Genomic DNA, 23,318 nt, shown 5'->3' with positions numbered 1-23,318 from the left:
CTTCCGTACGCTGGGATATTAGTTTGTTTTCTGCCCTGACGAATAGACCCCCTGGAGCACCGAGATGCCCACCCCCACCCCCGCGGACAAGTTCACCTTCGGCCTGTGGACCGTCGGATGGCAGGGCCGCGACCCCTTCGGCGACGCCACCCGCCCGGCCCTCGACCCGGTGGAGACGGTGCACCGGCTGGCCGAACTGGGCGCCCACGGCGTGACCTTCCACGACGACGACCTGATCCCGTTCGGCTCCTCGGACGCGGAGCGCGACGCGATCGTCAAGCGCTTCCGCACCGCCCTGGACGCCACCGGCCTGAAGGTCCCGATGGCCACCACCAACCTCTTCACCCACCCGGTCTTCAAGGACGGCGCCTTCACCGCCAACGACCGCGACGTCCGCCGCTACGCGCTGCGCAAGACGATCCGCAACATCGACCTCGCGGTGGAGCTCGGCGCCACCACCTACGTCGCCTGGGGCGGCCGCGAGGGCGCCGAGCACGGCGCCGCGAAGGACGTCCGGGTCGCGCTGGACCGCCTGAAGGAGGCCTTCGACCTGCTCGGCGAGTACGTCGAGGAGCAGGGCTACGACCTGCGCTTCGCCATCGAGCCCAAGCCGAACGAGCCCCGCGGCGACATCCTGCTGCCGACCGTCGGCCACGCGCTGGCCTTCATCGGGAGCCTGGAGCGCCCGGAGCGGGTCGGCCTCAACCCGGAGGTCGGCCACGAGCAGATGGCCGGGCTGAACTTCGCGCACGGCATCGCCCAGGCGCTGTGGCACGGCAAGCTCTTCCACATCGACCTCAACGGCCAGTCCGGCATCAAGTACGACCAGGACCTGCGCTTCGGCGCCGGCGACCTGCGCAGCGCCTTCTGGCTGGTGGACCTGCTGGAGTCGGCGGGCTACGACGGCCCGCGGCACTTCGACTTCAAGCCGCCGCGCACCGAGGACTTCGAGGGCGTGTGGGCCTCGGCCGCCGCCTGCATGAGCAACTACCTGATGCTCAAGGAGAAGGCCCTGGCGTTCCGTGCCGACCCTGCGGTGCAGGAGGCCCTGCGGGCGTCCCGCCTGGACGAGCTGGCCCGGCCGACCGCCGAGGACGGCCTGGCGGCGCTGGTCGCCGACCGCGGTGCGTTCGAGGACTTCGACGTGGACGCGGCGGCCGCCCGCGGCATGGCCTTCGAGCAGCTCGACCAGCTCGCCATGGAGCACCTGCTCGGCGTCCGCTGAGCGGCGTGCCGCACCGGCCGTCCGCCGGGGGCGCTCAGACCCGCTCGGGTTCGAGGTCCTCGGCGGGCGGCTGGAGCCCGCTGCGGGTGAAGACCCAGCGGTTCATCGCCCAGAAGCGGAAGATCATGGCCAGGAAGGTGCCGACGATCATGCCGCTGAGGAAGTCGGCGACCTCCTGCGTGAGCGCGGTGACGTCCGGCTCGCGGAGGTCCAGGACGTACCGGGAGAAGATCAGCGGCAGGTCGTTGACGACCACCGCGAGCGCGCTGACCACGAAGAAGAGGATCGCCTCGCGCTGCCGGCCGTTCGCCCGGAACGACCACTGGCGGTTGAGGACGTAGGAGACCACCGTCGCGATCACCGTGGCGACGGTCAGCGCGACCACCGGCTTGTGCTGCAGCACGGTGAACTTCAGCCCGAGGTCGACGACGGTGGTCAGCACGAAGCAGGTGCCGCCCACCAGCAGGAACTTCACCAGCTTGCGGTGCCGCACCAGGAACGGCCGGTACCGCTCCGGGACTCGGGCCAACGCGCGTTGCGTAGGGGACGGCATTTCGGCAGTCTCGCACGCCCGGGTCCGTGCGGCGTATTCGTGACGTCCGCACGGGGTAACGACCCGGGGCGCACGCCGCAGGGGCGCGCGGTGCCGCTCGGCACCCCGCGCCCCTGCGCCCGCCGCGCCTCAGGCGGCGACCAGTACCTCCGCCGGCTCCAGGGCCAGCTCCAGCACCTCGCGGACGTCGGCGACGGCGTGCACGGTGAGCCGCTCCAGCACCTCGGCGGGCACGTCGTCCAGGTCCGCCTCGTTGCGCCGCGGGATGATCACCGTGCTGACCCCGGCCCGGTCGGCGGCGAGCAGCTTCTGCTTGACGCCGCCGATCGGCAGCACCCGGCCGGTGAGGGACACCTCGCCGGTCATCGCCACGTCGGTGCGCACCTTGCGCCCGGACAGCAGCGAGGCGAGCGCGGTGGTCATGGTGATGCCGGCGCTCGGGCCGTCCTTGGGGACGGCGCCCGCCGGGACGTGCAGGTGGATGCCGCGGTCCCGCAGCCCGGTGACGGGCAGTTCGAGTTCGGCGCCGCGCGAGCGGAGGTAGGAGAGCGCGATGTGCGCGGACTCCTTCATCACGTCGCCGAGCTGACCGGTGAGGGTGAGCCCGGTGGAACCGGTCTCGGCGTCGGCGAGCGAGGCCTCGATGTAGAGGACGTCGCCGCCCGCGCCGGTGACGGCCAGCCCGGTGGCGACGCCGGGGACGGCGGTGCGCCGCTCGGCGGGCTCCTGGGCGGACTCGGGGGTGTGGTGCGGCCGGCCGATCAGCCCGCGCAGGTCGTCGGCGCCGATCGCGGCGGGCAGCTCGCGCTCGCCGAGTTCGCTCTGCGCGGCGACCTTGCGCAGGATGCGCGCGATCGAACGCTCCAGGTTCCGCACGCCCGCCTCGCGGGTGTACTCGCCGGCGAGCCTGCGCAGCGCGCCCTCGTCGACCGCCACCTCGTCGTCCCTCAGCCCGGCCTTGGCGAGCTGCCGGGGCAGCAGGTGGTCGCGGGCGATGACGACCTTCTCGTCCTCGGTGTAGCCGTCGAGCCGGACGAGCTCCATCCGGTCGAGCAGCGGCTCGGGGATCGCCTCCAGCACGTTGGCGGTGGCGAGGAAGACCACGTCGGAGAGGTCGAGCTCGACCTCCAGGTAGTGGTCGCGGAAGGTGTGGTTCTGCGCCGGGTCGAGGACTTCGAGCAGGGCGGCGGCCGGGTCGCCGCGGTAGTCGGAGCCGACCTTGTCGATCTCGTCGAGCAGGACGACCGGGTTCATCGAGCCGGCCTCCTTGATCGCCCGGACGACGCGGCCGGGCAGCGCGCCGACGTAGGTGCGCCGGTGGCCGCGGATCTCGGCCTCGTCGCGGACGCCGCCGAGCGCCACCCGGACGAAGGAGCGGCCCATGGCCCGGGCGACGGACTCGCCCAGCGAGGTCTTGCCGACGCCGGGCGGGCCGACCAGGGCGAGCACCGCACCGCCGCGGCGGCCGCCGATCTGCCCCAGCCCCTGGTCGGCGCGGCGCTTGCGGACGGCCAGGTACTCGACGATCCGGTCCTTCACGTCCGAGAGGCCGGCGTGGTCGGCGTCGAGCACGGCGCGGGCGCCGGCGATGTCGTAGGAGTCGGTGGACCGCTCGTTCCAGGGCAGTTCGAGGACGGTGTCCAGCCAGGTGCGGATCCACGAGCCCTCGGGCGACTGGTCGCTGGACCGCTCCAGCTTGTCGACCTCCTTGAGGGCCGCCCCGCGGACCTTCTCCGGCAGGTCGGCGGCCTCGACGCGGGCCCGGTAGTCGTCCTCCTCCGAGGCGGACTCGCCGTTCAGCTCGGCGAGCTCCTTGCGGACGGCCTCCAGCTGGCGGCGGAGCAGGAACTCCTTCTGCTGCTTGGCGACCCCTTCTTCCACGTCCTTGCGGATGGTGTCGTTGACCTCCTCCTCGGCGAGGTGGTCGCGCAGCAGGGTGAGCGCGTACTCCAGACGGGCCAGCTGGTCGGCCTCCAGCAGCACCTTGAGCTTCTGCTCGGCGGTGGCGAAGGGCGCGTAGCCGATGTTGTCGGCGAGTTCGCCGACATCGTCGATGGCCGCGACCCGGTCGACGATCTGCCAGGCGCCGCGCTTGCGCAGCCACTGGGTGGAGAGCGCCTTGTACTCCTTCACGAGGTCGGCGGCCCGGCCGGCCACGGCGGTGCCGGCGGAGGACTCCCGGAAGGGCGTGGTCTCGACCCAGAGGGCGGCGCCGGGGCCGGTGGTGCCGGCGCCGATGCGCACCCGGCGCACGGCGCGCACCAGCGCGGCCGGGTCGCCGTCGGCGAGGCGGCCGACCTGTTCGACGGTGGCCAGCGTGCCGGCGGCGGCGTACGAGCCGTCGAGGCGCGGCACCAGCAGCACCTGGGGCTTGCCCGGGCCGGTCGCCGCCGCCCGGGCGGCCTCGACGGCGGCGCGGACCTCGGCGTCGGACAGGTCGAGCGGGACGACCATGCCCGGGAGCACCACCTCGTCGTCGAGCGGCAGCACGGGCAGGGTGAGCGGAACGGACGTCGATGCCATGATCTCTCCCCAGTCAGTGAAGTTGAGCTGACCTGACTAAGGATTGGCGGGGCGCGATTGTTCCCGGGGCGTCGTTCGCTGTGAGCGATCACCGGCGGTGACCGGGGAAGCGCAGGTCGGGCGCGCGGAGGCGCAGGGAAGCGCCGGTCAGACGCGGACGGGCAGCGGGGCCGGGGCGGGCCGGCGGCGCCGGAGCGGGGGCCGGGGGCCGCGGCGCAGCGGGCGCCAGAGGGCGATGCCGATCAGCAGCGCGGCCGGGTGGCCGATACCGGTGACGAGGTCGGTCCCGTCGAGGAACTGCTCGCCGACCAGGACGGCGGCGATGCCGAGGGCGAGGTTCCGGCCGGCCGGGGGCAGCAGGCCGGCGAGCGCGCCGAGGCTGGCGAGGACGCCGTAGCTGACGCCGATGTCGAGGTCGCCGAGGGCGTCGACGGGCAGCGCGCGGACGGCGACCGCCGCCAGCACCACGGCCTGGGAGAGCAGGGTGGCGCCGACGTGCCCGGCGGCGAACACCCCGGCCGCCCGGCGGCCGCCGACCCGGCGCTCCAGCGGGGCGACCGTCAGCAGGAAGACCCACAGATAAGGGGTCCACACCGGGCCGGCCACCCAGAGGCCGCTGGCCGCGAGGGCGAGCACGGGGTGGTGCGCGAGGTTGTGAACGTCGGTGGAGGAGAGCGCCTGCAGCCGGTGCACCAGCTGCGGGTCCCCGAACCGGGTGAAGAGGGTGGTGCCGAGCAGCAGGGCCAGGTAGCCGAGCGCGAAGGGGTTGCGCCGCGGAGTGGGGAGCGCTGCGCGCAGCCCCCGGAGCAGGTCGCGCGCGCGGTCGCGGACCAGGTCGCGGCGTGCCGCCGCACGGCCGGTACCGCTCGCCGCCATGGGGCCCTCCGTCCGCCGGACTGCCGTCACCCGCCCCCGTGTGCAACGTGTCGAGGGCGTGCGGGGATCCGCACGGACGGTGCCCGCGGAGACACCGGTGGCCCTTGTCGTGACCACGATACGTTCCCAGGCTGGGAGCCCGCTGGGGAAGAGCTGTGAAGAATGCTTGAGCTTCGACGCACCGGCTGCACGCCTTGGTCCGTACCTGCCCTCCGTTCACGGAGGAGCAGCCCAAAAGTAAGGGGCGCAAGCCGCATTCGGAACCATACGGATCGTTACAACTGCGAATTTCGCCCGGTAAGGTATCGCCCCGTGCCCGGTCCCGACGGGGATCGGCATCGATCCGTGGCCCGGATGTGTCCGGGCCACCTGCCGGAACGCCCCCGGTGTCCGTACTCTGCGTGGAGTGCGGGTCGGGTGTGCGGACCACACACGGCGCATCCACGCCGCGCAGGGGGCCGACGGCGGAACGGCACCCAGCCGACGCGGCAGGCCGGGCACAGCCCACATACGGACCGAAACGACTACGACGCGGCGCCGCCACCCCCACAGGTGTCGGCCCGCAGCCCTGGGGGCGGTGGCGTGACCGTGACAGAGATTCAGCAAGAGACCGGCAGCAGCCCGGTCGGTACGCAGCGGCGAGTACTGGTGGTGGAGGACGAACCGACCATCGCCGAGTCCATCGCAGCCCGCCTGGGAGCGGAGGGCTTCAAGGTCGCCGTGGCCCACGACGGGCCCGGCGCGGTGGACGGCTTCCACACCTGGCAGCCCGACCTGGTGGTGCTCGACATCATGCTGCCGGGCTTCGACGGCCTGGAGGTGTGCCGCCGGATCCAGGCGCAGCGCCCGGTGCCGGTGCTCATGCTGACCGCGCGGGACGACGAGACGGACCTGCTGGTCGGCCTCGGCGTCGGTGCGGACGACTACATGACCAAGCCGTTCTCCATGCGCGAGCTGGCGGCCCGCGTCAACGTGCTGCTGCGCCGCGTCGAGCGCGCCCAGCAGGCGGCGAGGACGCCGGCGCTCGGCTCGCTGCGCTTCGGCGAGCTGGAGATCGACCACGTGCAGCGCCGGGTGCGGCTCGGCTCGGGCGACGTCCACCTGACGCCGACCGAGTTCGACCTGCTCGCCTGCCTCGCCGCGCAGCCGCGCGCGGTGCTCACCCGCGAGCAGCTGCTCGCGGAGGTCTGGGACTGGACGGACGCCTCGGGCACCCGCACGGTCGACAGCCACGTCAAGGCGCTGCGCCGGAAGATCGGCGCCAGCTGGATCCGCACGGTGCACGGCGTCGGGTACGCCCTGGAGGCACCCCTTTCCTGAGCCGGTGCACCGAGGGCTGGGCCGCCGGGGGGCCCACGCCTTCAGCCGATGCACCGCTCCGACCGCAGGGGCACGATGACCTTTCCACAGCAACGCAGAGGGGACGCCGCCGAGCGTCCCGGCCCCGGCCTGGCCGGCCGGGCCGCCCGCCGGGTGTGGGACGACATGCGGCCGTTCGACCCGGTGCGGTCCATCAAGGGCAAGCTCGCCCTGCTGGTGATCGTCTCCGTCTGCCTGGCCACCGGGATGGTGGTCGTGGCGATCCGGTCCGAGACGCAGATCCGGATCATCATGATCTTCTCGATGATCGCGTCGCTGCTGTTCATGCAGTTCCTCGCGCACGGACTGACCGCGCCGCTGCGCGCGATGACCGCCGCGGCCCGGGCGATGGCCCGCGGCGACTACAGCACCCGGGTGGACACCTCCTCCCGGGACGAGATCGGCGAGCTCGCCGACTCCTTCAACCGCATGGCGGCCGATCTGGAGGCCGCCGACCGGCACCGCCGGGAGCTGATCGCCAACGTCTCGCACGAGCTGCGCACGCCGATCGCGGCGCTGCGGGCCGTCCTGGAGAACGTGGTGGACGGCGTCGTCCGGCCCGAGCCCAAGACGCTGGGCGCCGCGCTGGAGCAGACCGAGCGGCTGGGCCGGCTGATCACCCACCTGCTGGACCTCTCCAAGCTCGACGACGGCGTGGTGCCGCTGGACACCCGCCCGTTCGAGGTGCGGCCGTTCCTGGACGGCGTGCTCCGCGGGGTGACGGTGGACGGCGCCACCGCGGGCGGCGCCTACGGTCGCCGCGGCGACGTGCGGCTGAGCCTGGACGTGCAGCCGGACGGCCTGACCGCCGTCGCCGACGAGGAACGGCTGCACCAGGTGGTCGCCAACCTCGTCGACAACGCCTGCAAGCACTCCCCGGCGGGCGGCACGGTGACCGTGCGGGCCCGGCCGGGCGAGCAGGGCGGCGCCCTGCTGCTGCAGGTCGAGGACGAGGGCCCCGGCATCCCGCTGCAGGACCGCGCGCGGGTGTTCGAGCGCTTCGGGCGCAGCGGCAGCGCGACCGCGCAGGGCCCCGGCAGCGACGGCGGCACCGGACTCGGCCTGGCCATCGCCCGCTGGGCGGTGGACCTGCACGGCGGCGAGATCCGCGTCGCCGAGACGGACCGGGGCTGCCGGATCGAGGTCACGCTGCCCGGCGAGGCACCCCTCGCCACGAGGCTCCCCACCGGGTGACACGCCGTACCCGAACGTTGTCACACAACTGGGACACAACGGGGCCGGCCCGGCATCGGACCGGCCCCCGTCCACCTCCGGGTGCCCATGTTGTCTGATTTTGTGGGGATAATGGTGCAGACCGAACGTGTCCAGCTACCCCTACCCGCGGGTTTCTAACGCGCACAACCGGCCAAATTCCGGCCTATCACTGTGATCTGGGCGACGCCTGGCCAGGGGGGACTGCGCGATCACTGGTCGGAGGCGTAGCCTTAATCCCCGCTGTCCACCATCCCAAAAGGAAGCGGAAGAGGGCGGTTGCCCCGATGTCGCCACACCCTGAAACCCCCAGCTCGGCAAGCTCCACTGGCTTCGGCCCCAATGAGTGGCTCGTCGACGAGATCTACCAGCAGTACCTCCAGGACCCGAACTCGGTCGACCGAGCCTGGTGGGACTTTTTCGCCGACTACAAGCCCGGTACCGAGGTGACTCCAGTGACCCAGGCCGCAACCCAGGTCGGCTCCGTGCCGACCCCCGTTGCTGCTCCTGCTGCCCCTGCTGCTCCCGCCGCCGCGCCGGCGCCCGCTGCACCGGCCGCGCCGGTCCAGCCGGCCGCCGCGCCGCTGGCAGCAGCCCCTGCCGCGCCGCCCGCGCCGAAGGCCGCCGCCCCGGCTGCGCCCGCGCCGGCCGCGCAGGGAACCGAGCTCGTCCAGCTGCGCGGCCCCGCGAAGGCCGTCGCCACGAACATGGACGCCTCGCTGGAGGTGCCGACCGCGACGTCGGTGCGTGCCGTCCCGGCCAAGCTGCTGATCGACAACCGCATCGTCATCAACAACCACCTGCAGCGCGCCCGCGGTGGCAAGGTCTCCTTCACCCACCTGATCGGTTACGCGCTCGTCCAGGCCGTCAAGGCCTCGCCGGGCATGAACCACAGCTACAAGGTCGAGGACGGCAAGGCCTACCTGGTCAAGCCGGAGCACGTGAACCTCGGCCTGGCGATCGACCTGGTCAAGCCGAACGGCGACCGCCAGCTCGTGGTCGCGGCGATCAAGAAGGCCGAGACCCTCGACTTCTTCGGCTTCTGGCAGGCCTACGAGGACATCGTCCGCCGCGCCCGCGCCAACAAGCTGACCATGGACGACTTCACCGGGGTCACCGTCTCGCTGACCAACCCCGGCGGCATCGGCACCGTCCACTCCGTGCCCCGCCTGATGCAGAACCAGGGCACCATCGTCGGCGTCGGCGCCATGGAGTACCCGGCCGAGTTCCAGGGCTCCTCCCCCGACACCCTCGCGCGTCTCGGCGTCTCCAAGATCATGACGCTGACCTCGACCTACGACCACCGTGTCATCCAGGGCGCCGCGTCGGGCGAGTTCCTGCGCACGATCCACCAGCTCCTGCTGGGCGAGCACGGCTTCTACGACGAGGTCTTCGAGTCGCTGCGCATCCCCTACGAGCCGGTGCGCTGGGCGACCGACGTGGCCGCCACCCACGACGACGAGGTCAACAAGACCGCCCGCGTCATGGAGCTCATCCACGCGTACCGCGTGCGCGGCCACCTGATGGCCGACACCGACCCGCTGGAGTACAAGCAGCGCAAGCACCCCGACCTGGACGTCGTCCAGCACGGCCTCACCCTGTGGGACCTGGAGCGCGAGTTCGCGGTCGGCGGCTTCGGCGGCCAGAAGATGATGAAGCTCCGCGACATCCTCGGCCTGCTGCGCAACACCTACTGCCGCACCGTCGGCATCGAGTACATGCACATCCAGGACCCGAAGCAGCGCAAGTGGCTGCAGGAGCGCCTGGAGAAGCCGTACACCAAGCCCGAGCGCGAGGAGCAGCTGCGCATCCTGCGCCGCCTCAACTCCGCCGAGGCCTTCGAAACGTTCCTGCAGACCAAGTACGTCGGGCAGAAGCGCTTCTCGCTGGAGGGCGGCGAGTCCCTGATCCCGCTGCTCGACGCGACGATCGACGCCGCCGCCGAGCACCGCCTGGACGAGGCCGTCATCGGCATGGCCCACCGCGGCCGCCTGAACGTGCTGGCGAACATCGTCGGCAAGCCGTACGCCCGGATCTTCGGCGAGTTCGAGGGCAACCTCGACCCGAAGTCGATGCACGGCTCCGGCGACGTGAAGTACCACCTGGGCGCCGAGGGCACCTTCACCGGCCTGGACGGCGAGACCATCAAGGTCTCGCTCGCGGCGAACCCCTCGCACCTGGAGACGGTCGACCCGGTCGTCGAGGGCATCGTCCGCGCCAAGCAGGACGTCCTGGACCAGGGCGGCACCACCTTCCCGGTGCTCCCCATCCAGGTCCACGGCGACGCGGCCTTCGCCGGCCAGGGCGTCGTCGCGGAGACCCTGAACATGTCGCAGCTGCGGGGCTACCGCACCGGCGGCACGATCCACCTCGTGGTCAACAACCAGGTCGGCTTCACCGCCGCCCCGGCCTCCTCCCGCTCGTCGATGTACTGCACCGACGTGGCGCGCATGATCGAGGCGCCGATCTTCCACGTGAACGGCGACGACCCCGAGGCCGTCGTCCGCGTCGCGCGGCTCGCCTTCGAATTCCGGCAGGAGTTCCACAAGGACGTCGTCATCGACCTCATCTGCTACCGCCGCCGCGGTCACAACGAGGCCGACAACCCGTCCTTCACCCAGCCGCTGATGTACGACCTGATCGACAAGAAGCGCTCGGTCCGCAAGCTGTACACCGAGGGCCTGATCGGCCGCGGCGACATCACCATGGAAGAGGCGGAGCAGGCGCTCCAGGACTTCCAGGGCCAGCTGGAGAAGGTCTTCGCCGAGGTGCGCGAGGCGGCCACCGCGCCGGCCCCGGCCACCAACGGCAAGCCGGTCGCCGACTTCCCGGTCTCCATCCAGACCGGCATCTCCGAGGAGATGGTGAAGCGGATCGCCGCCTCGCAGGTCAACCTGCCGGAGTGGCTGACCGTCCACCCGCGTCTGCTGCCGCAGCTGCAGCGCCGCGCCGCCTCGGTCGAGGACAACACCATCGACTGGGCCATGGGCGAGACCCTCGCCATCGGCTCGCTGCTGATGGAGGGCCACCCCGTCCGCCTCGCCGGCCAGGACAGCCGCCGCGGCACCTTCGGCCAGCGCCACGCCGTCCTCATCGACCGCAACACCGGCGAGGACTACACCCCGCTGCTGTACCTGACCGAGGACCAGGCCCGCTTCACCGTCTACGACAGCCTGCTGTCGGAGTACGCGGCGATGGGCTTCGAGTACGGCTACTCGCTGACCCGCCCCAACGCGCTGGTCATGTGGGAGGCGCAGTTCGGCGACTTCGTCAACGGCGCCCAGACCATGGTCGACGAGTACATCGCCTCCGCCGAGCAGAAGTGGGGCCAGCACTCCGGCGTCGTCCTGCTGCTGCCGCACGGCTACGAGGGCCAGGGCCCGGACCACTCGTCCGCCCGCCCGGAGCGCTTCCTCCAGCTCTGCGCGCAGAACAACATGACGGTCGCCATGCCGACCTCGCCGTCGAACTACTTCCACCTGCTCCGCTGGCAGGCCCACAACCCGCACCACAAGCCGCTCGTCGTCTTCACCCCGAAGTCGATGCTGCGTCTGAAGGCCGCGGCGTCGGCCCGGGCCGAGTTCCTGTCGGGCTCGTTCAAGCCGGTCATCGGGGACACCACGGTGGACCCGTCGCAGGTGCGCAAGGTCGTCATCACCTCCGGCAAGTTCTACTACGACCTGGAGGCGGCCCGCGCCGAGCGCGGTGTCACCGACACCGCCCTCGTCCGCGTCGAGCGGCTCTACCCGCTGCCGGTGGCCGAGCTCCAGGAGGAGCTGGCCCGCTACGGCGACGACGTCCAGTTCGTCTGGGCGCAGGAGGAGCCGGCCAACCAGGGTGCCTGGCCGTTCATCGCGATGAACCTGGTCGACCACCTGCAGGTCGTCGTCGGCCGCAACGCCAACGGCGCCCGCCTGCGCCGGGTCGCCCGGACGGCCTCCTCGGCCCCCGCGGTCGGCTCGGCCAAGCGCCACGCCGCCGAGCAGCAGGCCCTCGTCGACGAGGTGTTCTCGCTCTGACGCGTCGCCGCTGACGCACCGTCACAGGGGCCCGGTCCCGCCGTCCAGGCGGGGCCGGGCCCCGGCCTTTCCCCACCCACGCTCCGGCGTCCCCGGCGCCCCGGCTCTCCTGCCGGGGTGTCAGGTCGCTACGGTAGGGCCCGTCGTACCGCACCTCCGGGGGAGCCGCCGCATGTCCAACGATCTGCCGTCCGTGTTCCAGCCGCTGCAGCCGGAGGACCCGAGGGAGGTCGGCGGCTACCGGGTCTTCGCCCGGCTCGGCGCCGGCGGCATGGGCCGGGTGTACCTCTCCTACACCCCGGGCGGGCGGCCGGTCGCGCTGAAGGTGGTGCGCGCGGAGTTCGCCGAGGACGGCGAGTTCCGGCGGCGCTTCGCCCAGGAGGTCGCCAACGCGCAGCGGATCCACGGCCTGTACACCGCTCAGGTGATCGACGCCGGCCCGGACGCCGATGCCCCGTGGCTGGTCACCGCGTACGTGCCCGGGCCCTCGCTGCAGCAGGTGATCCGCGAGCACGGCGCGCTGCCGCCCCGCACCGTGCTGCTGCTGGTCGGCGGCATCGCCGAGGCGCTGCAGGCGATCCACGGGGTCCAGGTCGTGCACCGGGACCTCAAGCCGGCCAACGTGCTGGTCGCCTCGGACGGCCCGCGGGTCATCGACTTCGGCATCGCCCGGGCCGCGGACGCCACCGCGCTCACCGGGACGGGGTACCGGATCGGCTCCCCCGCGTTCATGTCGCCCGAGCAGGCGCAGGGCAGACCGGTCACCGCCGCCACCGACGTCTTCGCGCTCGGCGCGCTCGCGGCGTACGCGGCGGGCGGCGCACCGCCGTTCGGCGAGGGCCCGGACACCGCGGTGCTCTACCGCGTGGTGCACGAGGAGCCGGACCTGGCGGCCGTCCCGGCCGGCCTGCGGGAGCTGCTGGCGCGCTGCCTGGCCAAGGACCCGGCGCAGCGCCCCGCTCCGGCCGAGGTCATCGAGGCGGCCCGCAGCCATCCGGCGGTCGGCGGCCAGCTGCGGTTCGCCGACGACTGGCTGCCCGACCGGGTGAACACCGAGATCACCCGCCGTTCGGACCTGCCGCGCACCCCGCCGACCCCGCTGCCGGTGCCGCCCGCCGCCCCGCCGATGCCGACCGCTGCGGCCACCGCGCCGTCGATCGGCGCCCCGCCGGCCGCCGCCCCGCCGTATCCGGCGCCGCAGTACCCGGCCGCGCAGTCCCCCTACCCGGCGTCTCCCCATCCGGCGTCGCCGTACCCGACCGCGCCGGCCGGTGCGGTGCCGCCGCCGGTGGGCGCGTTCGGTCCGCCGCAGCCCGTCGGTGCCCCGAACGTGCCGGTGGCACCCGGCCCGCAGCCCGGTCCGCACTCCGGTCCGCCGGCCGCGGGCGGGCCCGTCCGCCGGGGCGGCGTCTCCTGGAGGACCCTGCTGGCCGTGGCCGCGGCGACGGCGGTGGTCGGCACCGGGGTCGGCGTGGCCCTGTCCTCGGGGGACGGCGGTGGCGGTACGGGCGGCAGCACGCCGAGCGCACAGGCCGACGGCACCCGCCGGACGGCCGGCGGGTCGCAGGACGCGGCGGCGCCGACCGCCGCGCAGGGCGGCAAGGGCGGGTCCACCGGGAAGCCCGCCGGCGGGTACACCCCGGTCTACACCGACCAGGTGCTCTCCAGCCCCGACTACACGTACGTCTTCGACCTGACGACCGGCAAGGTGGTGTCCTCCTCGACCAGTCCGGCCTGGGTGCTGGAGCCCAGTTACGGCCACTTCAACTGGTCGAGCGGCTCGGACGCCTTCCTGACCACCGAGAACCACCTCACCCCTGCCGAGTGCGCGACGGGCGTCGAGCAGCAGCCGGTCGCCGACGTGAAGTACGACGCGCTGCCGGTCGGCGGGCTGTTCTGCCTGCGCAACCGGGAGAACGGCGGCATCGTCGTGGTGAAGACCGTCGAACAGGGCAGCACCAGCGACTCCCGGGCGAAGGTCTCGATCAGCTACTTCCGCCGCAACGGCTGATCGGCGGCGGACTATCCTGACCGGGTCACACCCCACCGGACCGGAGCACAGCGTGTACTTCACCGACCGAGGCATCGAGGAGCTGGAGAGCCGTCGCGGCGACGAGGAGGTCACCTTCGAGTGGCTGGCCGAGCGGCTGCGGGAGTTCGTCGACCTCAACCCGGACTTCGAGATCCCGGTCGAGCGGCTGGCCACCTGGCTGGCCCGGCTCGACGACGAGGACGAGGACTGATCCGCAGCACCGCGAAGGGCTGCGAGCGCCGCACGACGAGGGCCCGGAAGGCATCCGCCTTCCGGGCCCTCGGGCGTCTCGGGGTCGCGGTGTCCGGGTCGGGTCAGGGTTGACTTCGGCACCTCGCGATATATCGTGTCTATCAGTCGACGCGATATACATCGCGAAACGGGAGGACGGGGAACCATGAGCGAGTGGACGGTCGAACAGCCCGACAGGATCACCATCGACGAGCCCGTCGGGGCCCTGCACGTACGGATCATGAGCGGCGCGGTCAACGTCGTCGCCGCCGAGGGCCCGGCCCGCCTGGAGGTCACCGAGCTGGAGGGCGAGCCCCTCAACGTCGACCTGACCGACGGCGTGCTCACCGTGGCCTACAAGGACTTCGACTGGAACGAGCTGAGCGAGACGGTGAAGTCCGTCCAGTCGGTGAAGGCCTTCCTCTCCTCGCTGCGCCGCAAGCGGCGTGCCGTCGTCTCGCTGGCCGTCCCGGCCGGCACCGAGGTCAAGATCGGCTCCGCCTCCGCGGACACCACCGTCTCCGGGGTCACCGGCCCGGTCGCCGTGCACGGCGCGAGCGGCGCCACCACCCTGGTCGGGCTCTCCGGCCGGATCCAGGCCAACACCGTCTCCGGCGACGTGGACGCCCAGTCGGTCTCCGGCGAGCTGCGCGTCAAGTCCGTGTCCGGCCAGCTCACCGTGGTCGCCGGCACCGCCGACAAGGTGCAGGCCAAGACGGTCAGCGGCGCGGTCACCCTCGACCTCGACGTCCAGACGCCGACCGACATCACCGTCACCACGGTCAGCGGCCCGGTCGGCGTCCGGCTGCCCTCGGTCGCCGACGCCAAGGTCGAGGCCGGCACCACCACCGGGGACGTCACCTCCACCTTCGCCGAGCTCACCGTGGCCGGCAGCTGGGGCGCCAAGCGGCTCTCCGGCCAGCTCGGCAGCGGCACCGGCCGCCTCCAGGTGACCACCGTCTCCGGCGCGATCACCGTGCTGCACCGGCCGGAGGACGAGGACGCGCCCCCCGCCAAGGAGCTCACCACCGGCCCGGACGGCCCCGACCTGACCAAGCCCGACCTGACCGAGGAGGCCTGAGCGATGTCCCCCGTCTTCGGCCACGGCCGGCTCCGCCTCTACCTCCTCAAGCTGCTGGACGAGTCCCCCCGGCACGGCTACGAGGTGATCCGCCTGCTGGAGGAGCGCTTCCAGGGGCTGTACGCGCCCTCCGCCGGCACGGTCTACCCCCGGCTCGCGAAGCTGGAGAAGGAGGGCCTGGTCACCCACAGCACCGAGGGCGGCCGCAAGGTCTACCGGCTCACCGACGCGGGCCGCGCCGAACTGGCGGCCCGTCAGGACGAGCTCGCCGAGCTGGAGGTGGAGATCCGCGACTCCGTCGCCCATCTCGCCGGTGCGATCCGCGAGGACGTCCGGGACACCGCGAAGGACCTCCGCGAGGAGCTCTGGGGCGCCGCCCGCCAGGCCCCCCGGCCGGAGCCCGCGTCCGGCGGCGGCGACCCGTGGGCCGGGCCCTGGGGCGACAAGGAGGCCTGGCAGCGCGCCAAGGAGGAGTACGAGCGGTTCAAGTCCCAGGCCAAGGAGCAGGCCAAGCGCGCCAAGGAGCAGGAGCGCGCGGCCAAGGCCAAGGCGAAGGCCGCCGAGGCGGAGGCCCGCCGGCTGCGCGAGCAGTCCAGGGCCGCCCGCACCGCCGCCCAGCAGGAGGCCCTGCGGATCAAGCGGCGGGTGGAGGAGCAGGTCCGCGAGCACACCGCCCGCGGCGAGTGGTCCACCGGGCTCGCCGAGGGGCTGGCCGAGCTCACCCGCAGCCTCGGCGGCCTGGCCGACGCCGCCCGCTGGGGCCACCCGGCGCCGGCCGAGGAGGTCAGGATCACCCGGGTCGACCTCGACGAGGACGGTGCGGACGACGCCGCCACCGAGGAGCTGCCCGGCTGGGCGCGCACCGACCCGGACGCCGACCCGGCCCGCGAGCTGGAGCGGCTGCTCGACCGCTTCCGCGACCACGTCCGGGACACCGCTCGCGACGGCGGGGTGAGCGCCGATCAGCTCGCCCGCGCGCAGGCGACGCTGGCCGCCGCGGCCCGGCGGCTGTTCGGCTGAGCACACGTCACCCGACGGCATCGGGCCCTGGCGGACCGCGGTCCGCCAGGGCCCTTCGGCACGTCAGGGCCTTCGGTGCGCCAGGGCCCCTTCAGCGGATCAGGGCGTCAGCACGATCTTGCCGAAGACGTCGCCCTTGGCGAGACGGGCGAAGCCCTCGCGCGCCTCGGTGAGCGGCAGCACCGAGTCGATCACCGGCCGCACGCCGGTGTTGGCGCAGAGCGCGAGCAGGCCGGCGAGCTCCTCCTTGGTGCCCATGGTGGAGCCGACCACCTTGAGCTCCAGGAAGAAGATCCGGTTCAGCTCGGCGGCCTTCGGGCTCGGGCCCGAGGTGGCGCCGGAGATCACGATCGTGCCGCCGGGGCGCAGCGACTTCACCGAGTGCGACCAGGTGGCGGCGCCGACCGTCTCCATCACGGCGTCCACCCGCTCGGGCAGTCGGGCGCCGCTCTCGAAGGCCGCGTCGGCGCCGAGCTCCACGGCGCGGGCGCGCTTGGCCTCGTCCCGTCCGGTGACCCAGACCCGCAGGCCGGCGGCCTTGGCGAGGACGACCAGCGCGGTGGAGACACCGCCGCCGGCGCCCTGGACGAGGACGGTGTCGCCGGGCTTGACGCCAGCGTTGGTGAAGAGCATCCGGTAGGCCGTCAGCCAGGCGGTGGGCAGGCAGGCGGCCTGCTCGAAGCTGAGCTCGGCGGGCTTGGGCAGCAGGTTCCAGGTGGGGACGGCGACCTTGCCGGCGAAGGTGCCCTGGTAGCGCTCGGTGAGGATGGAGCGCGGCTCGGCCGGGCCGACGCCGTGGCCGCTCTGGCCGACGACGGAGTGGATGACCACCTCGTTGCCGTGCTCGTCGACACCGGCGGCGTCGCAGCCGAGGATCATCGGCAGGCGCTCGGCGGGCAGGCCGACGCCGCGCAGCGACCAGAGGTCGTGGTGGTTGAGGGTGGCGGCCCTGACGTTGACGACGCTCCAGCCCTCGCGGGCTTCGGGCTCCGGGAGTTCGCCCAACTCCAGTGCGCTCAGCGGGTCGTCCGGATCGATGCGGGCGGCGTAGGCAGCGAACATGGTCCGGACGATATCGGCGCGGGCGGGGCGGCCGGTACCACGCAACCGTGTGACCTGCGCTACCGGAGGAACGCACCGGGGGCGCGTGGAGGCATGGCCTCCGCGCGCCCCCTGGGTGGTACGCCCCGGGCGACGGGCCGTCAGGCGCGGGCGACGCCCTCGGCCCGGGCGGCCTCGGCGACGGCCTTGGAGACCGCCGGCGCGACCCGCTCGTCGAAGGGCGAGGGGATGACCTTCTGCGGGGTCAGCTCGTCGGCGACCACGGCGGCGAGCGCCTGGGCGGCGGCGAGCTTCATGCCCTCGGTGATCCGGGTGGCGCGGACCTGCAGGGCGCCGGCGAAGATGCCGGGGAAGGCCAGCACGTTGTTGATCTGGTTCGGGAAGTCGCTGCGGCCGGTGGCGACGACCGCCGCGTACCGGTGCGCGACCTCGGGGTGGATCTCCGGGTTCGGGTTGGCCATGGCGAAGACGAAGCAGCCCTCGGCCATGGTGGCGACGACGTCCTCCGGGACGGTGCCGCCGGAGACGCCGATGAAGACGTCCGCGCCGGCGAGCGCGTCGGCCAGCGAGCCCTTGAGGCCGGTCCGGTTGGTCAGGGCGGCGATCTCGGCCTTGACGTCGGTGAGGTCCTCGCGGCCCTGGTGGACCACGCCGCGGCGGTCGCAGACGGCGACGTCGCCGATGCCGGCGGCGAGCAGCATCTTGGCGATGGCGATGCCCGCGGCGCCGGCGCCGGAGATGACGGCGCGCAGGGTGCCGACCTCGCGGCCGGTCACCTTGGCGGCGTTCCACAGCGCGGCGGTGGTGACGATCGCGGTGCCGTGCTGGTCGTCGTGGAAGACCGGGACGTCCAGGGCGTCCTGCAGCCGGCGCTCGATCTCGAAGCAGCGCGGGGCGGAGATGTCCTCCAGGTTGACGCCGCCGAAGGACGGGGCCAGCCGGACGACGGTCTCGACGATCTCGTCCACGCCGGTGCAGGCCAGCGCGATCGGGACGGCGTCCACGCCGCCGAACTGCTTGAAGAGGATCGCCTTGCCCTCCATCACGGGCAGCGACGCCTCGGGGCCGATGTCGCCGAGGCCGAGCACGGCGGTGCCGTCGGTGACCACCGCGACGGTGTTGGACTTCCAGGTGTAGTCGTTGACCAGCTCGGGCTGCTCGGCGATGGCGGTGCAGACCCGGGCGACACCGGGGGTGTAGGCGAGGGACAGGTCGTCCGCGTCGCGCACCGGAACCGTGGCCCGGACCTCCATCTTGCCGCCGCGGTGGAGCGCGAAGACGGCGTCGACCGGATCGTCGGTGTCCTGGGTGTTGGGGTGGATGATCTCCGCTGCCACGTTGACCTCTTCGTCAATGATCAGCGAGGACGCCCGGCCGACGGTCGATCGACACCGCGGACGCCGTCACGGGGGACGGCGACGCCGGGTACGCGAGGCGTACCCGGTGTCCGGGGTCGGGGCGCGGCCGTCGGGCGACGCCCTCGAAATGAGGGTTTTGGGTTCTGCGTGCTGTCCGGTCGTGCCCAGGCGCATCCGCATCGGGACGGACGGTGACACACCGGCGAGCCTAGGTGGGACAAAGGCACCGCACCTGTGCCTTTTCGTCCTCGTCGTGTGCCGTTCACCGCACGGAGGCCCTTGACATTGCCCGGATCCCGGTGGAATCCGACAGCCCGGACCGACCCGCGGCAGGACGGTACACGCACCCGCAGGAGTGAACGCAGACACGGAGGGGAGCTGGTGCCTCGGCTACGGAGTCGGCGTCGTCGACTTCCGGTCCTGCGCACCCCGAATCCGCCCCGCTCGATTGTGAGCAGCGGAATCGGCGGTCTGCCTTCGTTCGTCGGGGGTTACCCGATACCAGATTCTGACATACCCGCGACCTCGGACAGCAGGGCGGGATGGCAGGATCACATTTCCCACACCGACATCCGGACGCTCCCGTTCCGCTCGCGGACGGTACCTTCCGGCCAGCAGCGTCACCCCCGCCTGCTCCACCGCTCCACCGCTCCCCCAGGAGGACCACCGCATGCACGCCTTCGCGCCCCGCCCCGCCCGCACCATCGCCGCGGGGGCTGCGCTCGTCGCGGGAGCCCTGCTGCTGACCGCGTGCGGCAGCTCCGGCCCGGGCAAGCCCAGTGAGGACGACCTGCACGCCCGGCTGCCGGAGAGCATCCGCACCAAGGGGGTCCTCAAGATCGCCTCCGACCTGAACTACGCCCCGGTGGAGTTCAAGGCCTCGGACGGCTCGGCGGTCGGCATCGACCCGGACATCGCCACCGAGCTCGGCAAGCAGCTCGGCGTGAAGGTGGAGATCGCCGACACCGCGTTCGACAAGCTGATACCGGGCCTGCAGGCCGGCGACTTCGACCTGGCGATGTCCGCGATGACCGACAACCGGCAGCGCCGGGAGGGCACCGACGACGACGGCAAGGTGGTGAACCCCGGCGTCGACTTCGTGGACTACTTCATCGCCGGCACCCAGATGCTCGTCCCCAAGGGCAACCCGGAGAAGATCGCCAAGCTGGACGACCTGTGCGGCCACACCGTGGCGCTGCAGCGCGGCACCACCCAGGACGCCATCGTCGAGCGGCAGGTCGGCGCCTGCGCCCGGGCGCACAAGCCGCTGACGGTGAAGCTGTTCGACAACGACACCGAGGCGCTCGCCGAGCTCGCCGCGGGCCGCGCCGACGCCGACCTGAACGACTACCCGGTGGCCGCGTACGTCGCCGCGAAGGGCGGCCCCAACGGCGCCAAGTTCGACATCGCCGGCGCGCAGCTCCAGCCGTCACCCTACGGAATCGCCGTGAACAAGAAGAACACCGAACTGCGGGACGTTCTGGTCAAGGCGATCAACCAGATGATCCGCGACGGCTCCTACGAGAACATCCTCCAGAAGTGGGGCGTCGCCGCAGGTGCGGCACAGAACGCGGTGGTCAACGGCGGCTTCTGAGTCCGGACGCTCCGGCCGGGTTCCCCGGCCGGACGGCTCCAAGTCTGCATACTTATACGCAGGGTGACAGGAGGTCGGAATTCGTCCGGATAGCGGACAAGAAGGCCCCTCGTTATCCGATTTTGATCTGAATCGGGGCCCGTTCACCGTCCGTGAGTGGCAGGATTCCACCCAACTCGGATCGAACACCGCCTCCCCCGAGGCGCCCCTCTCCACGAGGCGGTCCGACGTGCGCTCACCTCGGCGGAGGGTGGCGACATGCACGACTTGAAATTTCGAACAAGTGAACGGCCGGCCCGGCGCCGCACGACGGAGTGCGACGGAAGGCCGGGCGACCGCCACCCCCCGGCGTAGCGCTCCGCTCGTCTCTCCCCCAGGAGGAGATCCCCCTCATGACCGCTCGCACCCTGCGCCCCCGCCTCGTCGCGGCAGGCGCCGCCCTCGCGGCCGGCACCCTGTTCCTCACCGCCTGCAGCTCGTCGTCGAGCAGCTCCGGCTCGGGTGCCGCGACCCCGACGAGCTCCGTCAAGGCCGCGTCGGCGGACCCGTCGCTGGCCGCCCTCGTCCCGGCGGACGTGAAGTCGGGCGGGAAGCTCACCGTCGCCACCGACGCCTCCTACGCCCCGAACGAGTTCAAGGACGACAAGGGCGCCATCGTCGGCATGGACGTCGACCTGGCCAAGGCCATCGCCGCGAAGCTGGGGCTGCAGGCGGACGTCCAGAACGCCGACTTCACCTCGATCATCCCGGGCATCGCCGCGAAGAAGTACCAGCTCGGCATGAGCTCCTTCACGGACACCAAGGAGCGCGAGCAGACGGTCGACATGATCACCTACTTCACGGCCGGCTCCGCCATCGCCGTGAAGAAGGGCAACCCGGACAAGATCGACCCCAAGGACCTCTGCGGCAAGAAGGTCGCCGTCCAGACCGGCACCACCCAGGCCGACGAGATCAAGGACGTCCGCAACCCCGAGTGCGTCAAAGCCGGCAAGCAGCCGATCCCGGGCGACGGCGACAAGTTCTCGCTGCAGACGGACGTCACCCAGGCCCTGGTGGCCGGCCGCGACCAGGTCATGATGGCCGACTCCCCGGTCATCGACTACGCGCTGAAGCAGACCAACGGCCAGCTGGAGAAGATCGGCGACACCTACGACAGCGCCCCCTACGGCATCGTCGTGGCCAAGAACTCCGAGCTGACCAAGGCCGTCCAGGGCGCCGTCCAGGCCCTGATCGCCGACGGCACGTACAAGCAGATCCTCGACAAGTGGGGTGTCTCGGAGGGCGCGATCGCCACGTCCGAGGTCAACGCCGCCAAGAGCTGACGTTCTCCAACCAACCCCCCGAGGCTACTCAACGTGAACCCTATCGATCAGGGGTCGGTGAAGACGGGACGGCCTGAGACCATCAAGGCCGTCCCGGTCCGCCACCCCGGACGCTGGGCGGGAGCGGTCGTCGTCGCCGTCCTCGCGGCGATGCTGATCCACGCCCTGGTGACCAACCCGGCCTTCCAGTGGTCGGTCGTCGGCGACACCCTCTTCAACGACCAGATCATGCACGGCCTGCTCGTCACCCTCGAACTGACCGCCCTGGCGATGGTCATGGGCGTGGTCGGCGGCATCATCCTCGCGGTGATGCGGCTGTCGCCCAACCCGCTGCTCTCCGGAGTGGCCTGGGTGTACATCTGGATCTTCCGCGGCACCCCCGTGCTGGTGCAGCTGGTGTTCTGGAACTTCCTCGCCGCGATCTGGCCGAAGCTCTCCATCGGCATCCCGTTCGGCCCCGAGTTCGTCTCGGGTTCGACCAACGCGCTGATCCCGGTCTTCGTCGCCGCGCTGCTGGGCCTCGGCCTGAACGAGGCGGCCTACATGGCCGAGATCGTCCGCGGCGGCCTGCAGTCCGTGAGCGAGGGCCAGACCGAGGCCGCGCACGCCCTCGGCATGAGCCAGTTCAAGACGATGAAGCGGATCGTCCTCCCGCAGGCGATGCGGGTGATCATCCCGCCGACCGGCAACGAGACCATCTCGATGCTGAAGACCTCGTCCCTGGCGAGCGTCATCGCCCTGGAGGAGCTCTACCAGGCCGGCCACAACATCTTCTCCCGCACGTTCCAGACCATCCCGGTCCTGATCGCGGTCAGCATCTGGTACCTGGTCCTGACCTCGATCCTCACGGTCGGCCAGTACTACATCGAGCGGCACTACGCCCGCGGCGCCAACCGCACCCTGCCGCCCACCCCGCTGCAGCGCGTCCGCGGCATGTTCACCGGCCGCCGCAAGCCGGCGACCACGCACGACGTCGTCCCGGGTCTGGAAGGAGGCGGTCACCTGTGAGCGACCTTGAGAAGACCCCCGCCGACGCGACCCGCGCGATGGTCCGGGCGGAGCGCGTCCACAAGTCCTACGGCCTCGTCGAGGTGCTCAAGGGCATCGACCTGGAGGTCAAGCAGGGCGAGGTGTTCGTGCTGGTCGGGCCGTCCGGCTCCGGCAAGTCCACCTTCCTGCGCTGCATCAACCACCTGGAGAAGATCAACGCCGGTCGGCTCTACGTCGACGGCGACCTGGTGGGCTACCGGCAGAAGGGCGAGAAGCTCTACGAGCTGAAGGACAGCGAGGTCGCGCTCCAGCGCCGCGACATCGGCATGGTCTTCCAGCACTTCAACCTCTTCCCGCACATGACGGCGCTCGAGAACGTCATCGAGGCCCCGGTGCAGGTCAAGGGCGAGACCAAGGCCGCCGCCAAGGAGCGCGGCATGGCCCTGCTGGAGCGGGTCGGCCTGTCCAACAAGGCCGGCAACTACCCGTCCCAGCTCTCCGGCGGCCAGCAGCAGCGCGTCGCGATCGCCCGTGCGCTCGCCATGCAGCCCAAGCTGATGCTGTTCGACGAGCCCACCTCGGCGCTCGACCCCGAGCTGGTCGGCGAGGTCCTCGACGTCATGCGCGGCCTCGCCGAGGAGGGCATGACCATGGTCGTGGTCACCCACGAGATGGGCTTCGCCCGCGAGGTCGGCGACGCGCTGGTCTTCATGGACGGCGGCGTGGTCGTCGAGTCCGGCGACCCGCGCGAGGTGCTCTCCAACCCGCAGCACGAGCGGACCAAGCTGTTCCTCTCCAAGGTCCTCTGACCTCCGCTCCGCAGACGCCCGCCGCCCCCGAGGACGGCGGGCGTCTTCGCGC

General features: G+C 72.0%; 17 protein-coding genes. 12 read left to right on the top strand and 5 right to left on the bottom strand.

Features of this window, described 5'->3' with window-relative positions:
* Window positions 1-64 precede the first annotated feature (64 nt).
* On the top strand, window positions 65-1,225 hold the full coding sequence (xylA, locus tag AB0442_RS04980; RefSeq protein ID WP_359980713.1) for a xylose isomerase: 1,161 nt from the start codon (window positions 65-67) through the stop codon (window positions 1,223-1,225).
* 34 nt (window positions 1,226-1,259) lie between these two features.
* On the opposite strand, the gene AB0442_RS04975 is transcribed toward xylA, so the two are convergent.
* The 3 genes from AB0442_RS04975 to AB0442_RS04965 all read right to left on the bottom strand — a co-directional run bounded on the left by AB0442_RS04975 (window position 1,260) and on the right by AB0442_RS04965 (window position 5,177).
* The gene (locus AB0442_RS04975) at window positions 1,260-1,754 is read right to left on the bottom strand and encodes a GtrA family protein (RefSeq protein ID WP_344624424.1); all 495 of its coding nucleotides are present in this window, start codon (window positions 1,752-1,754) and stop codon (window positions 1,260-1,262) included.
* 153 nt (window positions 1,755-1,907) lie between these two features.
* Window positions 1,908-4,301 carry an endopeptidase La gene (gene lon, locus AB0442_RS04970; protein ID WP_366160649.1) on the bottom strand — a complete coding sequence of 798 codons (2,394 nt, stop codon included), beginning with the start codon at window positions 4,299-4,301 and terminating at the stop codon, window positions 1,908-1,910.
* A gap of 147 nt (window positions 4,302-4,448) precedes the next feature.
* Window positions 4,449-5,177: a rhomboid-like protein gene (locus AB0442_RS04965; protein WP_366160648.1), complete on the bottom strand. Its 729-nt coding sequence runs from the start codon at window positions 5,175-5,177 to the stop codon at window positions 4,449-4,451.
* Window positions 5,178-5,765: 588 nt separating this feature from the next.
* Here AB0442_RS04965 and AB0442_RS04960 point away from each other — a divergent pair.
* The 7 genes from AB0442_RS04960 to AB0442_RS04930 all read left to right on the top strand — a co-directional run bounded on the left by AB0442_RS04960 (window position 5,766) and on the right by AB0442_RS04930 (window position 16,131).
* A complete protein-coding gene (locus tag AB0442_RS04960) occupies window positions 5,766-6,497 on the top strand; it encodes a response regulator transcription factor (protein ID WP_030267975.1) in 732 nt (243 codons plus the stop codon).
* 75 nt (window positions 6,498-6,572) lie between these two features.
* Window positions 6,573-7,730 (top strand): HAMP domain-containing sensor histidine kinase, encoded by a 1,158-nt coding sequence (locus AB0442_RS04955; RefSeq protein WP_366160647.1) that lies wholly within the window; start codon window positions 6,573-6,575, stop codon window positions 7,728-7,730.
* Between the two features lie 305 nt (window positions 7,731-8,035).
* The gene (locus tag AB0442_RS04950; RefSeq protein ID WP_363542504.1) at window positions 8,036-11,767 is read left to right on the top strand and encodes a multifunctional oxoglutarate decarboxylase/oxoglutarate dehydrogenase thiamine pyrophosphate-binding subunit/dihydrolipoyllysine-residue succinyltransferase subunit; all 3,732 of its coding nucleotides are present in this window, start codon (window positions 8,036-8,038) and stop codon (window positions 11,765-11,767) included.
* 172 nt (window positions 11,768-11,939) lie between these two features.
* Window positions 11,940-13,778, top strand: coding sequence for a protein kinase (locus tag AB0442_RS04945; protein ID WP_366160646.1), 1,839 nt, complete (start codon window positions 11,940-11,942; stop codon window positions 13,776-13,778).
* Window positions 13,779-13,830: 52 nt separating this feature from the next.
* Window positions 13,831-14,010 carry a DUF6104 family protein gene (locus AB0442_RS04940; protein WP_030267971.1) on the top strand — a complete coding sequence of 60 codons (180 nt, stop codon included), beginning with the start codon at window positions 13,831-13,833 and terminating at the stop codon, window positions 14,008-14,010.
* 186 nt (window positions 14,011-14,196) lie between these two features.
* Window positions 14,197-15,111 carry a DUF4097 family beta strand repeat-containing protein gene (locus tag AB0442_RS04935; protein WP_366160644.1) on the top strand — a complete coding sequence of 305 codons (915 nt, stop codon included), beginning with the start codon at window positions 14,197-14,199 and terminating at the stop codon, window positions 15,109-15,111.
* 3 nt (window positions 15,112-15,114) lie between these two features.
* Window positions 15,115-16,131, top strand: a complete 1,017-nt coding sequence (locus tag AB0442_RS04930; protein WP_363542501.1) for a PadR family transcriptional regulator — start codon at window positions 15,115-15,117, stop codon at window positions 16,129-16,131.
* Between the two features lie 99 nt (window positions 16,132-16,230).
* Here AB0442_RS04930 and AB0442_RS04925 read toward each other — a convergent pair whose 3' ends face one another.
* Together AB0442_RS04925 and AB0442_RS04920 are read right to left on the bottom strand one after the other, a co-directional pair.
* The gene (locus AB0442_RS04925; RefSeq protein ID WP_344624432.1) at window positions 16,231-17,193 is read right to left on the bottom strand and encodes a zinc-binding dehydrogenase; all 963 of its coding nucleotides are present in this window, start codon (window positions 17,191-17,193) and stop codon (window positions 16,231-16,233) included.
* A 140-nt stretch (window positions 17,194-17,333) separates the two neighbouring features.
* Window positions 17,334-18,530, bottom strand: coding sequence for an NADP-dependent malic enzyme (locus tag AB0442_RS04920; RefSeq protein WP_344624433.1), 1,197 nt, complete (start codon window positions 18,528-18,530; stop codon window positions 17,334-17,336).
* A 691-nt stretch (window positions 18,531-19,221) separates the two neighbouring features.
* Here AB0442_RS04920 and AB0442_RS04915 point away from each other — a divergent pair.
* From AB0442_RS04915 to AB0442_RS04900, 4 genes are all read left to right on the top strand, one after another.
* Complete coding sequence (locus tag AB0442_RS04915) at window positions 19,222-20,145, top strand: ABC transporter substrate-binding protein (protein ID WP_366160641.1); 924 nt, start codon at window positions 19,222-19,224, stop codon at window positions 20,143-20,145.
* Between the two features lie 392 nt (window positions 20,146-20,537).
* Window positions 20,538-21,467: an ABC transporter substrate-binding protein gene (locus tag AB0442_RS04910; protein ID WP_366160639.1), complete on the top strand. Its 930-nt coding sequence runs from the start codon at window positions 20,538-20,540 to the stop codon at window positions 21,465-21,467.
* Window positions 21,468-21,500: 33 nt separating this feature from the next.
* The gene (locus tag AB0442_RS04905) at window positions 21,501-22,475 is read left to right on the top strand and encodes an amino acid ABC transporter permease (protein WP_363542498.1); all 975 of its coding nucleotides are present in this window, start codon (window positions 21,501-21,503) and stop codon (window positions 22,473-22,475) included.
* A 38-nt stretch (window positions 22,476-22,513) separates the two neighbouring features.
* Window positions 22,514-23,266, top strand: coding sequence for an amino acid ABC transporter ATP-binding protein (locus tag AB0442_RS04900; RefSeq protein WP_366160724.1), 753 nt, complete (start codon window positions 22,514-22,516; stop codon window positions 23,264-23,266).
* Window positions 23,267-23,318: the final 52 nt, after the last annotated feature.

The organism is Kitasatospora sp. NPDC085895, assembly GCF_040702125.1.
GTDB lineage: Bacteria > Actinomycetota > Actinomycetes > Streptomycetales > Streptomycetaceae > Kitasatospora > Kitasatospora arboriphila.
This window is presented reverse-complemented; position numbering and strand designations above follow the sequence as displayed.